15 protein-coding genes are annotated in these 14,709 nt (G+C 60.3%); 10 read left to right on the top strand and 5 right to left on the bottom strand.

Features of this window, described 5'->3' with window-relative positions:
- The first annotated feature begins 254 nt into the window (after positions 1-254).
- The 4 genes from HU754_RS12285 (at position 255) to HU754_RS12270 (ending at position 4,357) form a co-directional block, all read left to right on the top strand.
- Positions 255-1,397 (top strand): ABC transporter ATP-binding protein, encoded by a 1,143-nt coding sequence (locus HU754_RS12285; RefSeq protein ID WP_077572275.1) that lies wholly within the window; start codon positions 255-257, stop codon positions 1,395-1,397.
- A complete protein-coding gene (locus HU754_RS12280) occupies positions 1,394-2,308 on the top strand; it encodes an ABC transporter permease subunit (protein WP_034155532.1) in 915 nt (304 codons plus the stop codon). Before HU754_RS12285 ends, HU754_RS12280 begins: the two co-directional genes overlap by 4 nt.
- Complete coding sequence (locus HU754_RS12275; protein ID WP_038365610.1) at positions 2,305-3,180, top strand: ABC transporter permease subunit; 876 nt, start codon at positions 2,305-2,307, stop codon at positions 3,178-3,180. The genes HU754_RS12280 and HU754_RS12275 overlap by 4 nt, the downstream gene beginning before the upstream one ends.
- Before the next feature lie 79 nt (positions 3,181-3,259).
- A complete protein-coding gene (locus tag HU754_RS12270) occupies positions 3,260-4,357 on the top strand; it encodes a polyamine ABC transporter substrate-binding protein (protein ID WP_093440814.1) in 1,098 nt (365 codons plus the stop codon).
- A gap of 240 nt (positions 4,358-4,597) precedes the next feature.
- Here the strand turns inward: HU754_RS12270 and thpR are convergent, their stop codons facing one another.
- Positions 4,598-5,119 carry an RNA 2',3'-cyclic phosphodiesterase gene (gene thpR / locus HU754_RS12265; protein WP_186624601.1) on the bottom strand — a complete coding sequence of 174 codons (522 nt, stop codon included), beginning with the start codon at positions 5,117-5,119 and terminating at the stop codon, positions 4,598-4,600.
- A gap of 107 nt (positions 5,120-5,226) precedes the next feature.
- Between thpR and HU754_RS12260 the strand changes: the two genes are divergently transcribed.
- A complete protein-coding gene (locus HU754_RS12260) occupies positions 5,227-5,421 on the top strand; it encodes a hypothetical protein (protein ID WP_186624600.1) in 195 nt (64 codons plus the stop codon).
- Positions 5,422-5,578: 157 nt separating this feature from the next.
- Here HU754_RS12260 and HU754_RS12255 read toward each other — a convergent pair whose 3' ends face one another.
- The gene (locus HU754_RS12255; RefSeq protein ID WP_186624599.1) at positions 5,579-5,932 is read right to left on the bottom strand and encodes a DUF1428 domain-containing protein; all 354 of its coding nucleotides are present in this window, start codon (positions 5,930-5,932) and stop codon (positions 5,579-5,581) included.
- A gap of 2 nt (positions 5,933-5,934) precedes the next feature.
- The gene (locus HU754_RS12250; protein ID WP_186624598.1) at positions 5,935-7,017 is read right to left on the bottom strand and encodes a hypothetical protein; all 1,083 of its coding nucleotides are present in this window, start codon (positions 7,015-7,017) and stop codon (positions 5,935-5,937) included.
- A gap of 285 nt (positions 7,018-7,302) precedes the next feature.
- Between HU754_RS12250 and HU754_RS12245 the strand changes: the two genes are divergently transcribed.
- Positions 7,303-7,578, top strand: coding sequence for a hypothetical protein (locus HU754_RS12245; RefSeq protein ID WP_095047967.1), 276 nt, complete (start codon positions 7,303-7,305; stop codon positions 7,576-7,578).
- Between the two features lie 56 nt (positions 7,579-7,634).
- On the opposite strand, the gene HU754_RS12240 is transcribed toward HU754_RS12245, so the two are convergent.
- Positions 7,635-7,838: a hypothetical protein gene (locus HU754_RS12240; RefSeq protein WP_007918829.1), complete on the bottom strand. Its 204-nt coding sequence runs from the start codon at positions 7,836-7,838 to the stop codon at positions 7,635-7,637.
- Between the two features lie 243 nt (positions 7,839-8,081).
- Here HU754_RS12240 and HU754_RS12235 point away from each other — a divergent pair, with 243 nt between their 5' ends.
- From HU754_RS12235 to paoC, 4 genes are all read left to right on the top strand, one after another.
- The gene (locus tag HU754_RS12235; protein ID WP_186624597.1) at positions 8,082-9,836 is read left to right on the top strand and encodes an L-lactate permease; all 1,755 of its coding nucleotides are present in this window, start codon (positions 8,082-8,084) and stop codon (positions 9,834-9,836) included.
- A 291-nt stretch (positions 9,837-10,127) separates the two neighbouring features.
- A complete protein-coding gene (gene paoA / locus HU754_RS12230; protein ID WP_093440843.1) occupies positions 10,128-10,751 on the top strand; it encodes an aldehyde dehydrogenase iron-sulfur subunit PaoA in 624 nt (207 codons plus the stop codon).
- A complete protein-coding gene (locus HU754_RS12225; RefSeq protein ID WP_186624596.1) occupies positions 10,748-11,704 on the top strand; it encodes an FAD binding domain-containing protein in 957 nt (318 codons plus the stop codon). Before paoA ends, HU754_RS12225 begins: the two co-directional genes overlap by 4 nt.
- Positions 11,701-13,899, top strand: coding sequence for an aldehyde oxidoreductase molybdenum-binding subunit PaoC (paoC, locus tag HU754_RS12220; protein ID WP_186624595.1), 2,199 nt, complete (start codon positions 11,701-11,703; stop codon positions 13,897-13,899). Before HU754_RS12225 ends, paoC begins: the two co-directional genes overlap by 4 nt.
- Positions 13,900-14,148: 249 nt before the next feature.
- Here the strand turns inward: paoC and HU754_RS12215 are convergent, their stop codons facing one another.
- The gene (locus HU754_RS12215) at positions 14,149-14,625 is read right to left on the bottom strand and encodes a (R)-mandelonitrile lyase (protein ID WP_186624594.1); all 477 of its coding nucleotides are present in this window, start codon (positions 14,623-14,625) and stop codon (positions 14,149-14,151) included.
- Positions 14,626-14,709: the final 84 nt, after the last annotated feature.

Raw genomic sequence — 14,709 nt, 5'->3', positions numbered from 1 at the left:
GCAGCCAGGACGGCGGCGCCGACCAAGCCCTCGGCAGTGCAAGGTCAGTCAGGCATGCGCAATTCCCCTGTAGGAGTGAGCCTGCTCGCGATAGCAATAGACCAGTCAACAGAGATGTCGACTGACATGGCCTCATCGCGAGCAGGCTCACTCCTACAGGGGATGTGTAATGACTGAGATTGCGCTTACAGGCTTGCAATCCACTTAAGCCCGGCCACATTGGCCAGGCGAACGAAACCTGTTGGGAGTTTCACATGGCAAACGCCTCCAGCACTTACAGGAAGGCACTTGAAGGTCATCAGCAACCGAAAAAGGTGCTGGTGAAAGTCGATCGTGTCACCAAGAAGTTCGACGAAACCGTGGCCGTGGACGATGTGTCCCTGGAGATCCATCAGGGCGAAATCTTCGCCCTGCTCGGCGGCTCCGGTTCGGGCAAATCGACCCTGCTGCGCATGCTCGCCGGTTTCGAGCGGCCGACCGAAGGGCGGATTCTGCTCGACGGCGTGGACATCACCGACATGCCGCCGTACGAGCGGCCGATCAACATGATGTTCCAGTCCTACGCGCTGTTCCCACACATGACCGTCGCGCAGAACATCGCCTTCGGCCTCAAGCAGGACCGTTTGCCGGCCAGTGAAATCGACGCCCGTGTCGATGAAATGCTGCGTCTGGTGCACATGACCCAATACGCCAAACGCCGTCCGCACCAGTTGTCCGGCGGTCAGCGTCAGCGCGTCGCCCTCGCCCGCTCGCTGGCCAAGCGTCCGAAGCTGTTGCTGCTCGACGAGCCGATGGGCGCGCTGGATAAAAAGCTGCGTTCGCAGATGCAACTGGAACTGGTGCAGATCATCGAACGCGTCGGCGTAACCTGCGTGATGGTGACTCACGACCAGGAAGAGGCCATGACCATGGCCGAGCGCATCGCGATCATGCACCTCGGCTGGATCGCCCAGATCGGCAGCCCGGTCGACATTTATGAAGCGCCGGTCAGCCGCATGGTCTGCGAGTTCATCGGTAACGTGAACGCCTTCGACGGCACCGTGGTGGAAGACCTTGAAGGTCACGCGATCATCCACAGCCCGGACTTGCAGCAGAAGATCTACGTCGGTCACGGCGTCAGCACTTCGGTGCAGGACAAATCGGTCACCTACGCGATCCGTCCGGAAAAAATGCTTGTCAGCACGACCAAGCCGGAGTTCCGCTACAACTGGTCCGAAGGCAAGGTGCATGACATCGCCTACCTCGGCGGTCACTCGGTGTTCTACGTCGAATTGCCCGGCGGCAAAATCGTCCAGTCGTTCATGGCCAACGCCGAACGCCGTGGCGCGCGACCGACCTGGGACGACAAGGTTTACGTCTGGTGGGAAGACGACAGCGGCGTGGTACTGCGCTCATGAGAACCTTCAATCAGCAATTCCTGCGCCTGGTGCCCAGCGGGCGAAAACTGGTGATCGGCATTCCGTTCATCTGGCTGTTCCTGTTCTTCATGCTGCCGTTCTTTCTGGTGATGAAGATCAGTTTCTCGGAAGCCGCGCTGTCGATCCCGCCGTACTCGGAGATCTACACCTACGCCGAACAGAAATTCCAGCTGATGCTCAACATCGGCAACTACACCATGCTCGGCGAAGACGAGCTGTATCTTTCGGCCTACCTCGGTTCGCTGAAGGTGGCGGCACTGAGCACGATGATGTGCCTGCTGATCGGTTTCCCGATGGCCTACGCGATCACCAAGACCGGCAAGGAAACGCAAAACGTCCTGCTACTGTTGATCATGATGCCGACCTGGACCGCGATCCTGATCCGCGTTTATGCGTGGATGGGCATCCTCAGCAACAACGGTCTGCTCAACGCGTTTCTGATGTGGACGGGGCTGACCGATCACCCGATCGAGATCCTCAACACCAACACGGCCGTGTATATCGGCGTGGTCTACGCCTACCTGCCGTTCATGGTGTTGCCGCTGTACGCCAACCTCGTCAAGCACGATGGCAGTCTGCTGGAAGCCGCGCAGGACCTGGGTTCGAGCAACTTCAACAACTTCTGGAAAATCACCGTGCCGCTGGCCAAGAACGGCATCATCGCAGGCTGCATGCTGGTGTTCATTCCGGTGGTCGGTGAGTTCGTGATTCCGGAACTGTTGGGTGGCCCGGAGACCCTGATGATCGGTCGCGTGCTGTGGCAAGAGTTCTTCAATAACCGCGACTGGCCGGTGGCGTCTGCCTTGGCGGTGGTGATGCTGTTGATCCTGATTGTGCCGATTCTGCTGTTCAACCGCAGCCAGGCCAAAGAGATGGAGGCACGGGGATGAAACGCTTCGGATTTTCCAAGTTCATGCTGATCTTCGGTCTGATGTTCATTTATCTGCCGATGCTGATTCTGGTGATCTACTCGTTCAACGCCTCGAAACTGGTGACGGTGTGGGGCGGTTGGTCGGTGAAGTGGTACGTCGGTTTGCTCGACAACACGCAACTGATGGGCTCGGTGGTGCGCTCGCTGGAAATCGCCTGCTACACGGCGATTGCTGCCGTGGCGCTGGGCACCCTCGCCGCTTTCGTGCTGACTCGCGTCACGCGTTTCAAGGGTCGCACGCTGTTCGGTGGTCTGGTCACCGCGCCGTTGGTGATGCCTGAAGTGATCACCGGTCTGTCGCTGTTGCTGCTGTTCGTGGCCATGGCGCAGTTGATCGGCTGGCCGCAGGAGCGTGGCATTGTCACGATCTGGATCGCCCACACCACGTTTTGTGCCGCTTATGTCGCGGTGGTAGTCTCCGCGCGCTTACGGGAACTGGATCTATCGATCGAAGAAGCGGCGATGGATCTCGGCGCGAAACCGTTCAAGGTGTTTTTCCTGATCACCATTCCAATGATCGCGCCGTCGCTGGCGGCGGGCGGGATGATGTCGTTTGCCTTGTCGCTGGATGACCTGGTGTTGGCGAGCTTCGTTTCCGGGCCGGGTTCGACGACCCTGCCGATGGAAGTGTTCTCGGCGGTGCGTCTGGGCGTCAAGCCTGAGATTAACGCCGTGGCCAGCCTGATTCTGCTGGCGGTGTCACTGGTGACCTTCCTGGTCTGGTACTTCGGCCGCAAGGCAGAAGCCAATCGCAAACGAGCGATTCAGGAAGCGATGGATCAGACCGCAAACGAGTCGTGGCAGCCTCAGCAATCCGCAGCAACCGCTTAACCTGTATCCCTAACCCTCTCCCTCGGGAGGGGGTTCGGGGGCTTTGCGTAACGTGAATAAAAAGAATGGAGTTGTACCGATGAAAATGTTTGGCAGGACTCTGCTGACACTGTCCTTAATGGGCGCAATGGTCATGGGCGCCCAGGCCAACGACAAGGTGCTGCGTGTTTACAACTGGTCCGATTACATCGCGCCGGATACGGTCAAGAAGTTCGAAGACGAGACCGGCATCCGCGTGACCTACGACGTCTTCGACAGCAACGAAACCCTTGAGGCGCGTTTGCTGGCGGGCAAATCCGGCTACGACCTGGTCGTGCCGTCGAACAGTTTCCTGGCCAAGCAGATCAAGGCCGGCGTCTATCAGACGCTGGACAAATCCAAGCTGCCGAACTGGAAGAATCTCAACCCGGTGCTGCTGAAAAACGCCGCTGCCAGTGATCCGGACAACGCCCACGCGTTCCCGTACATGTGGGGCTCGATCGGCATCGGTTTCAACCCGGCCAAGGTCAAGGAAGTGCTCGGCGCCAACGCCCCGACCAATTCCTGGGACTTGCTGTTCAAACCGGAAAACGCTGAAAAACTCAAAGCCTGCGGCATCAGTTTCCTCGATTCGCCGACTGAAATGATCCCGGCCGCCCTGCACTACCTGGGCTACCCGGTGAACGACAAGGACACCGCGCACATCAAGGAAGCCGAGGCGCTGTTCATGAAGATCCGCCCGAACGTGGCGTACTTCCACTCCTCGAAATACATCTCGGATCTGGCCAACGGCAACATCTGCGTCGCGGTCGGTTACTCCGGCGACGTGCTGCAGGCCAAGGCCCGCGCGGTGGAATCGGGCAACAACGTGGTGATCGACTACAGCATTCCCAAGGAAGGCGCCGGCAGCTTCTACGACATGGTCGCGATCCCGCGCGATGCGGCGAACGTCGAGAACGCCTACCTGTTCATGGACTTCCTGATGCGCCCGGAGATCATCGCCGAGATCACCAACAGCAACGGCTACAGCAACGCCAACGCGGCGGCGACGCCATTGGTGGATGAAGCGATCCGCAACGACCCGGGTTCGTACCCGTCGCAAGCGGTGATGGCGACGCTGTATGCGGTGCCGGATCAGCCGATTGCCACCCAGCGAATCATGACCCGTGGCTGGACCCGAGTGAAACTCGGTAAGTAAGCCAGCGAAAATCCAAATGTGGGAGCGAGCCTGCTCGCGAAAGCGGTAGGACAGGCGCTGAAAATGTTGGATGTTCCGACGCCTTCGCGAGCAGGCTCGCTCCCACAGTAAAGCGATGCAGTGTAAAGATTTCCCGTTCACGCAGCGCCTTACCACCGCTGCACCCTGCAATGAACGGCCTCACCTGGCTTCCTCGGTCAAGGTGAATTTCAGGCGCCCTCGGGCGCCTTTTTTTGTGCCTCAGATCAGCGACCAGTCCTGCAGGATCCGGTAGCGCCCTTTGTGCGATTCGAACAAGGCAAAACGTTCAGCGCGCAGGAAAAACTCTGGCGGCGTAGCAGATTCCGGCTCTGGCGCACGGTAGTCTCGGGCCAGGGTCAGATGCGGACGAAACTCGCGGGGCGTCTCTTCAAAACCGAACGGCAACATCGCCTGTTCCAGCGCATAAACTAGTCGCAACAACGCCGGCGGCGCCTGCTCCGGCGCCAGCGACAACACCCCGGGGCGATGCCAGACCTGCAGTCGATCAAGCGGAATTCTCAAGGCCTCTCCCGGCGTACGCACTTGTCCGGCGGCCTCGCAGACTTCGTTGATCTGCGCCAAGGGCACGGCGCCGAGAAACAGCAGCGTCAGGTGAAAATTGTCCGCAGGCACCGGCTTACCGGTGCGTAAACCCAACTCCCCGCGCCACTGAGCAATTGCCTTGCGTTGCACCGCCGGGCAATCGAGGGCGAAAAACAGTCGCTTCGCTTCTTCGGTCATGGCCCTGCTCCCCTGTTCAAAGTGATCCGCCGGATTCTACACAGCCTGATCTGACGACTCGTGACAGGAAGCTATAGTTCAAGGATTGCCATCAACCGGAGGCCGCCATGCGCGCGATCCTCAGCAAAGAACCGTGGTGGGCCCGCCCGCCCAATCCCGGGCAGGATGAAAGTGAACTGGAATGGGGCTGGCTGGTGCATTACAGCGAAGGTGAGCCGCGCTTCGAATTCGTCCGCGAACGCCCGACGGACGAGCAGATCCGCAACCGTAAAAGCTGCCGCATCACCCCTTCAGCCGAGTGAACACAGCCAGTGAGCACTAATCCTGTGGGAGCGAGCCTGCTCGCGAAAGCGGAGTATCAGTGACCTTTTTGTCGACTGACACACTGCATTCGCGAGCAGGCTCGCTCCCACAGGGTTTTGTGGTGAAGCATGAATCTTGTCCATTCCAAAATCGGGTTCAGGACTCAAGAATATTTTTAAAGCCACCAAAGATCATCCGCTGGCCATCAAACCCCATTGGATTGACGTCCGGTTGCATGCGCGGATCTTCCATCATTTTGCCCATGCCAGCGTCGCGAGTGGCCTTGTCGGGCCAGATCAGCCAGCCAGCCGATACCGTCTCGCCCTCCTTGAGTTTGACCGCCATCGGAAATGAGGTGACTTTGCCCTCCGGCACGTCATCGCCCCAGCACTGAACCACGCCCTGTGCACCATATTCCTTGAACAGCTTCGCGGCGATTTCACAGTGTTTTTTGTACTGCTCACGATTGGCGGTTGGCACCGGCGCTACAAAAATATCGATGTAAGCCATGATCACTCTCCTTGCACGTTGGGTTCGATCTGCTGGTTAGTCGATTGCGGCGGCTGCCATTCGACAGGATTCACGCCCAAGCCGACCGACGGTTCATCAACCCTACCCAGATTGCGCTCGACCTGCCCGGCCACGTGCAACGTGCCGGCCATAACCCCGGTCGTCGGGCTCTGCACCAGTTTCAGCCAGGCTTTGTCGAAGGTGCTGCCCAGACTGCTGCGAATCAGCGCTTCGCTGTCGGGCCGGTCATTGGCCTGGAGGATGGCGCGAATGCCGGCGACACCGACCGAGATCAGCCCTCCAGCCAGTTTCCCCGCCGCGGCCGCTACAGCACTGGCGGCCCCGCGCGGGGCCATTTCCGCTTCCATCCGCTGACTGGCGCGCTTGGCCACCGGGGCCATGCCGGCATCGGTCGAGGCAATGCCCTTGGCGCCGCCGTCAGTGTGGATCTTGTCGATCAACGCGGCATAGGCCGGCAAGGTGTTCAATGGTTCCGTGCTGATCACTTGAAACAACGAAGCATCCCGCGCAGGCGGCGGGCCCAGTGCAATGGCGGGGATTTTCTGCAAACGCCCGTTGAGCTGAGCGACAGGCACACCATGACGCTGGGCGATGAGCGGCATCTGCTGCGCCATCAACTGCGCATAGAACGCCGTCGCCTGCCCCAGAATTGCATCCGGATCGATCTCCACCGCCACCGGCGCCAGCACTCTTTCCTGATATTGCTCAAGCAGATAGGCCGCCAGCCGCTTGGCCGAGGCGTCCTGCTCACCGCCGGCATTGATCGTGTACCAACTGACCTTCATCGACAGCCATTCCTGGGTCCAGTAGCTGCTGAACCACGGAATGAAATTTTCTTCAGTTTGCTGATAGACCCGAGTGCGCCAATGTTCCATCGAGCCACGGGCGAAGACTTTGACTTGCTCGGTGGACTGCTGCGAAGCGCTGACGATTTCCCGGTCGATCTGCTGCCAGGTGGCCGGCGAGACAAACACGGCTTGCGGCGCTGACACCGGCGCCCGCGCCGAAGTGGCGCAGCCGGCCAGCAACAACAGTGCGGCGACGAGCAGCGCACGGAGGTTCACGGTGGGGGTGTCCTTCAAATGTGTGGAGGCAGTTTGAGTATAGGTGTGAGTATCGGGCCGTTTGTCCGGTTGTGGCTGGACTGGCGCCTTCGCGAGCAGGCTCGCTCCCACAGGGGAATGCATTTCAAAGTGGGAGCGAGCCTGCTCGCGATGAGGCCATCAGCAACACCCCAAAAACCCCAACCATCACTGCCATCGATATTCACCATCGCCACGATTGCCTTCCGCCCACCGCCCATCAAAGGCACGATTGACCCATCCGAAACACAACGAGGAGTTCACAACATGATTCACACCCACGTCACACTCTCCGTGAGTTTCCCGGTGTTCGGCAGCAACTATTACGACCAGCACGCCGTGTCGCACAAGGCGCAGGCACTGGTGTTCAACGAAGATTTCGAAGATCTGCTGATGCCCGCCGCCACCAATCATTTCAACAATGAAGTGGTCGGCATCAACGATCAGTTCCGTTTTCTGAGCGACATTCTCGCCACCCATTTGCTGGACATCGAGGCCTCCGTGCCTGCGCGATCCAGCGTCCGGGCGAGCGCTCACTTTTAATTGAGGGCTAATGACAGAGGGCGTTCCTTTTTGGGGAACGCCCTCTTTTTGTTCAATCAATCATCATCCCGATCACGGTAGTAACGACGCCCATCGCGGCGATCATCGCGATCATCCCAGCGCCGGTCGTGGTCGTAATTGCGGCCATGATCGCGGTCGTAATGCCGGCCATGGCGGTGGTCATCATCAAAATCCGCGACACAGCCGCCGAGCAATACGGCGGCGGTCACGGTCAGCAGCATCGTTGTTGCGCGCTTCATTCAACACTTCCCTAAAACCAAGGTCTTGACGACGGAATCGGCGACGCTCCCCGCGCCTTCAGGACGCGGTGCGCGCAGCCGCAGATACGACCGGGCAAAACGCCGTTGATTCACTGGCCACTATCGACCGTTTGTCGCCCCGCCCGCGCTGCCCGAGCAGCGGCGAAATGCCACCTATACTCCTTGCAACCAAGCCCCACGCAATGGATCTGCGCCCTCAATAACAACAAGCAGAGGTGGACCATGGTCTGGCAGCAAATTTACGACCCGTTCGGCAACCCGGTGATCTCCACGCTCATGGCCGCCGTACCGGTGGTGGTGATGCTTGCGGCGCTGGCGTTCTTCCACGTCAAGGCGCATCTCGCGGCGCTGCTGGCGCTGGCGTCCGCCCTGCTGATTTCGATTTTTGCCTTCGGCATGCCGGCGAGCATGGCCGGTTCTGCGGCGTTGTTCGGTGCGGCGAATGGCTTGCTGCCAATCGGCTGGATCGTCCTCAACATCATCTTTCTGCACCGTCTGACCACCGAGAACGGCTCGTTCAAAGTGCTGCAGGATTCCCTTGCGCGGATCACCGATGACCGCCGTTTGCAGTTGCTGCTGATCGCTTTCTGCTTCGGTGCGTTTTTCGAAGGTGCGGCGGGGTTCGGCACGCCGGTAGCGGTGACCGGGGCGATTCTGATCGGTCTCGGGTTTTCGCCGTTGGCCGCGTCGGGTCTGGCGCTGATCGCCAACACCGCGCCGGTGGCATTTGGCGCACTCGGTACGCCGATCATCACGCTGGCCAAAGTCACCGGCCTGGATGAAATGGAGCTGTCGATGATGGTCGGTCGGCAGTTGCCGTTTTTCTCGGTGCTGGTACCGTTCTGGTTGATCTGGGCCTTCGCCGGGTGGCGCAAGATGCTGGAGATCTGGCCGGCGATTCTGGTGGCCGGCGTCAGCTTCGCGATCCCGCAATTTCTGGTGTCGAACTACCACGGCCCAATGTTGGTGGACGTGATCGCCGCGCTGATTTCCATGGCCTGTCTGACGCTGTTTTTGAAGGTGTGGAAACCGGCGACCATTCACACTTCGGCAGCGCTGTCAGGGCGCGTCGACAATTCCAAAGTCGAGGAAGAAAAAGTCACTGCCAGCGCCGCGTTCAGCGATCAGGCGCGCCCGGCGGTGATGCGCGCGTGGATGCCGTGGATCATCCTCACCGTGTTCGTGTTTGCCTGGGGTACTCAGGGCTTCAAGAACATCTTCGATGTCCGGCCGGCGATCGATCCGGTCACCCACTCGGCCAAACTCGACCCGACTGGCAAGCCGCTGAACGAGGCTAATCCGATCTTCGCCCCAACCGTGACTTTCACCACCCTGCACCTGCAAGTGCAAAAAGTCCCGCCGGTGGTACCGGCCCCGAAAGCCGAGGAAGCGGTGTACAAATTCACCTGGTTCACCGCCACCGGCAGCGGGATTCTGCTGGCGGCGATTGTCGGTGGTTTGCTGATGGGCTATTCGATCCCGCAACTGATCAAGCAATACCTGCGCACGTTGTGGGTGGTGCGGTTTTCGTTGATCACCATTGCGGCGATGCTGGCGCTCGGGTTTCTCACGCGCTACTCGGGACTTGACGCGACCATGGGCCTGGCGTTTGCCGCGACGGGGATTTTCTATCCGATGTTCGGCACGTTGCTCGGTTGGCTGGGCGTCGCGCTGACCGGTTCCGACACCGCTTCGAACGTACTGTTTGGCGGCTTGCAGCGGGTGACGTCGGAACAGCTCGGGATCAGTCCGATCCTGATGGCGGCGGCGAACAGCTCCGGCGGGGTGATGGGCAAAATGGTCGATGCGCAATCGATCGTGGTCGCCTCCACCGCGACCCGTTGGTATGGGCATGAAGGCGAGATTCTGCGCTATGTGTTCTTCCACTCGATTGTGCTGGCGATTCTGGTCGGCGGGCTGGTGACGTTGCAGGCGTATGTGGCGCCGTTTACCTCGATGGTGGTGGGTGGGCATTAGTCCGGCCGAACACATTTCAAAGGTGGGAGCGAGCCTGCTCGCGAAAGCGGCCGGTCAGGCAATGAAGACTTTGGCTGTGCCGACCTCTTCGCGAGCAGGCTCGCTCCCACAGGGATTTGTGCCAAGTCAGGCGATTGATGAACCACACGCATAACTCTATAGCGCAAATCCGCAAAAACCTTTTCCTCTCTTCGGCAGTCACTCCTTTACGAGACCGGCGATGACGCTGGCTGCCCGCTTGGGCCATTCACGACCCTGCTGCCCTGATGAAGAGAGAAAAGGAATCGAACCATGACGATTTCCCGACGCGGATTTCTGATCCTCGGCGCCGTGACCGCCACCGCGTTCGCGATGCCGCCGTTTATCAGCCTCAAGGCCTACGCGGCCAATCTGGAGCAACCGGCTATGAGCAAAGTGACGATCAACGTCAACGGCAAGCCGCGTGCGCTTGACGTCGACACCCGCACCACCCTGCTCGATGCCTTGCGCGAGCACCTGCACCTGAGCGGCACCAAAAAAGGCTGCGACCACGGCCAGTGCGGCGCCTGCACGGTGATCGCCGATGGTCGACGCATCAACTCTTGCCTGACCCTGGCGGTGATGCACGAAGGCAGCGAGATCACCACCATCGAAGGCCTCGGCATGCCCGACAATCTGCACCCGATGCAGGCCGCATTCATCAAGCACGACGGCTATCAGTGCGGCTATTGCACACCGGGGCAGATCTGCTCGGCGGTGTCAGTGATCAAGGAAATCCGCGACGGTATCCCCAGCCACGTCAGTGAGAGCCTCACCGAGGCGCCGCAGTTGATCGCCAGAGAGTTTCAGGAGCGCATGAGCGGCAATATCTGCCGCTGCGGTGCGTACTCGAACATCATCGAAGCCATTACTGAAGTCGCGGAGGTACCGGCATGAGACCGTTCAATTACAGCCGCGCCGACTCCCCCGCCGCTGCCGCTGCGCAAGCCGCACAGGTCGAGGGCGCACGCTTCATCGCTGGCGGCACCAACCTGCTGGACTTGATGAAACTCGACATCGAAACCCCGCTGCACCTGATCGACGTCAACCACCTCGGCCTGGATCAGATCGAAGCCACACCCGAGGGCGGCTTGCGCATCGGCGCGCTGGTGCGCAACACCGATCTGGCGGCCGATATGCGCGTGCGGCAAGACTACGCCCTGCTCTCGCGCGCCTTGCTCGCCGGGGCTTCCGGACAGTTGCGCAACATGGCGAGCACCGCCGGCAACCTGCTGCAACGCACGCGCTGCCCGTATTTCTACGACACCCATCAAGCCTGCAACAAACGCAATCCCGGCAGCGGTTGCGCGGCGATTGGCGGGGTCAGTCGGCAACTGGGCATCATCGGCGTCAGCGACGCCTGCATCGCCACGCACCCGAGTGACATGGCGATTGCCATGCGTGCTCTCGATGCGCAGATTGACACGGTGAAACCCGACGGCAGCACCCGCAGCATCGCCATGGCCGACTTTCACCAGTTGCCCGGTACCACGCCGAACATCGAAACCAGCCTGACGCCCGGCGAGTTCATCACCTCGGTGACACTGCCCGCGCCCGTCGGCGGCACCCACATTTATCACAAGGTGCGTGATCGTTCGTCCTACGCATTCGCGCTGGTCTCGGTCGGTCTGATCCTGCAAAAAGACGGCAGCGGTCGCGTTGCAGTCGGCGGTATCGCGCCGAAACCGTGGCGGGTTGAAGCGGCCGAAGCGCTGCTGCCAAAAGGCGCCAAAGCCGTCAGCAAACGCCTGCTCGACGGCGCCACGCCGACCCACGACAACCAGTTCAAACTGACCCTGGTCGAGCGCACGCTCGGCTCGGTGTTGGCGCAAGCGAGGGATGAAGCATGAAATTCGACACGCCCGCCACCACCAACCCGATCGACCAGTTGAAGGTCATCGGCCAACCCACCGAGCGCATCGAAGGCCCGTTGAAAACCAGCGGCCAGGCCACTTATGCCTATGAGCAACATGAAGCGGCCGCCAATCAGGCTTACGGTGTCATGGTCGATGCGGCCATCGCCAAAGGGCGGATCAAAGCCATTCATCTGGACGCGGCGAAAGCCGCGCCGGGCGTGCTGGCGATTGTCACCGCCGCGAATGCCGGCAAGCTCGACAAGGGTCAATACAACGCCGCCCACCTGCTCGCCGGTCCCGAAGTGCAGCATTATCAGCAGGCCGTCGCGCTGGTCGTCGCTGAGACCTTCGAACAGGCCCGCGCCGCCGCGCAACGGGTCAAGGTCGATTACGAGGCCGTCGAAGGCAAATTCGATCTGGCCAGCGTGAAAGACTTGGGCGTCGAGCCGAAAGACGAGTTGCCCGACGTCAATCATGGTGACTTCGACAAGGCCTTTGCCGCCGCGCCGGTACAGTTCGATCAGACTTACACCACCCCGGACCAGTCCCACGCGATGATGGAACCCCACGCGACTTTGGCAGCGTGGAAAGGCGATCAACTGACCTTGTGGACCTCCAATCAGATGGTCGCGTGGAGTGTCGGCGACATTGCGAAAACCCTCGGTTTACCGAAGGAAAAAGTTCGTTTGGTCTCGCCGTATATCGGTGGCGGTTTCGGCGGCAAGCTGTTCATCCGCGCCGACGCGATTCTTGCCGCCCTCGGTGCGCGCATGGCTGGCCGACCAGTGAAAGTGGCCCTCGCCCGCCCGCAGATGGCCAACAACACCACGCACCGTCCGGCGACAATTCAGCGCATCCGCATGGGCGCCACGGCGGACGGCAAGCTCACCGCCATCGCTCACGAAGGCTGGTCGGGCAACCTTGCCGACGGCAAGGTTGAACTCGCTGCACAACCGAGCCAGTTGCTGTACGCCGCCGAAAACCGTCGCGTGAGCATGCGCCTCGCGCCGCTCGATTTGCCCGAAGGCAACGCCATGCGTGCACCGGGTGAAGCACCGGGGTTGATGGTGCTGGAAATCGCCATGGACGAGATGGCCGAGCAACTGAAGATGGACCCGGTGCAATTCCGCATTCTCAACGATACGCAGGTCGATCCGGTGAAGACCGAACGGCCGTTTTCCCAGCGGCAATTGGTCAAATGCCTGCAGACCGGGGCCGAGAAATTCGGCTGGAACCAGCGCAAGGCTCAACCGGCTAGCCGTCGTGAAGGTCGCTGGCTGATCGGCATGGGCGTGGCGGCGGCGTTTCGCAACAACCTGCTGGTCAAGTCCGGCGCCCGCGTGCATTTGGAGCGTGACGGCAAGATTGTTGTGGAAACCGACATGACCGATATCGGCACCGGCAGCTATACGATCATCGCGCAGACTGCCGCCGAGATGATGGGCGTTGGCCTCGACGCGGTGGTGGTGCGGCTGGGTGACTCGAACTTCCCCGTGTCGGCCGGCTCCGGCGGCCAGTTCGGCGGTAACTGCTCGACCTCCGGGGTCTATGCCGCGTGCGTAAAACTGCGTGAAGCGGTGGCGGGCAAGCTGGGCATGGCGGCGGATCAGGCGGAGTTTGTCGACGGTCAGGTGCGGCTCGGCAACAAGAGCGTACCGTTGCGCAACGCGGCTGAAGGCGGCGCGCTGGTCGGCGAGGACAGCATCGAGTTCGGTGATCTGGCCGAGAAGTATCAGCAGTCGACCTTCGGTGCGCATTTCGTCGAAGTCGCCGTCGACGCTGCCACCGGTGAAGTGCGCGTGCGGCGCATGTTGGCGGTGTGTGCAGCAGGGCGGATTCTCAATCCGACTTCGGCACGCAGTCAGGTGATCGGTGCGATGACCATGGGCGTCGGTGCGGCGTTGATGGAAGAGTTGGCGGTGGACAAGAAACTTGGGTTTTTCGTCAATCATGATCTGGCCGGGTACGAGGTGCCGGTGCATGCCGACATACCGCACCAGGAGGTGATTTTTCTTGATGAGACTGATCCAGTGTCTTCGCCGATGAAGGCCAAGGGTGTCGGTGAGTTGGGGATTTGCGGGGTCAGTGCGGCGGTGGCTAATGCGATCTACAACGCTACGGGGGCGAGAGTACGGGAGTATCCGGTTACCCTCGATAAAATCCTTTCTTCACTGCCGGAGATGATCTAAACGCCTGAAAAGAGCCCCTCACCCTAGCCCTCTCCCAAAGGGAGAGGGGACCGATCCGGGGATGTTCGGAAGCTGCGCCGACTTGAACGTCCTGTTGTGAATCCATAATTGACACAGCACTTTCAGATCGATGGATAGCGTTTTCCTGTAAATCCATAATCGACTCGGTCTCTCAGGTCGATGTATGACGCCAGACACCTCGGTCGGCCCCCTCTCCCTTCGGGAGAGGGCTGGGGTGAGGGAAAAGCCTCACTCGGTTGACGGATATTGCTCATCACTCACCTGCTCCATCCAATCCGCGACCTTGCCATCAAGCACTTCAGCAATAGCAATATGAGTCATCGCCGTACCGGGCGCCGCACCATGCCAATGCTTGGCCCCCGGTGCAATCCACACCGTATCCCCTGGACGAATCTGACGAACCGGCTGCCCCCACTCCTGCACAAAACCGGAACCGGCCGTGACGATCAAGGTCTGCCCCAACGGATGCGTATGCCACGCGGTACGCGCGCCCGGCTCAAACGTCACTGTCGCGCCACTGATCCGCGCCGCGTCGGAGCCTTTGAACGGCGCATCCACCCGCACAGTGCCAGTGAACCAATCTGACGGGCCCTTGGCCGAAGGTTGCGAACCATTCGGGGTGACGGTCACTCGGGGATTTTCATTGGCCTGCACCTCACCCGCCAACAGAGAAAGGGTCAACGCAGAAGCGGCAATCGGGTTCATGGCAATTCCTCCAGATAAACAATGTCAGCACTCTACCGGCGTCAACTCTTCAGATAATCGACTAGAATTTGAAAAAACTTATGC

Origin of the sequence: Pseudomonas zeae (assembly GCF_014268485.2) — a bacterium.
In the GTDB taxonomy this organism is placed as follows: Bacteria; Pseudomonadota; Gammaproteobacteria; order Pseudomonadales; family Pseudomonadaceae; genus Aquipseudomonas; species Aquipseudomonas neuropathica.
The sequence above is the reverse complement of the archived record's forward strand: the minus strand, read 5'-3'. Positions and strand labels throughout refer to the sequence as shown.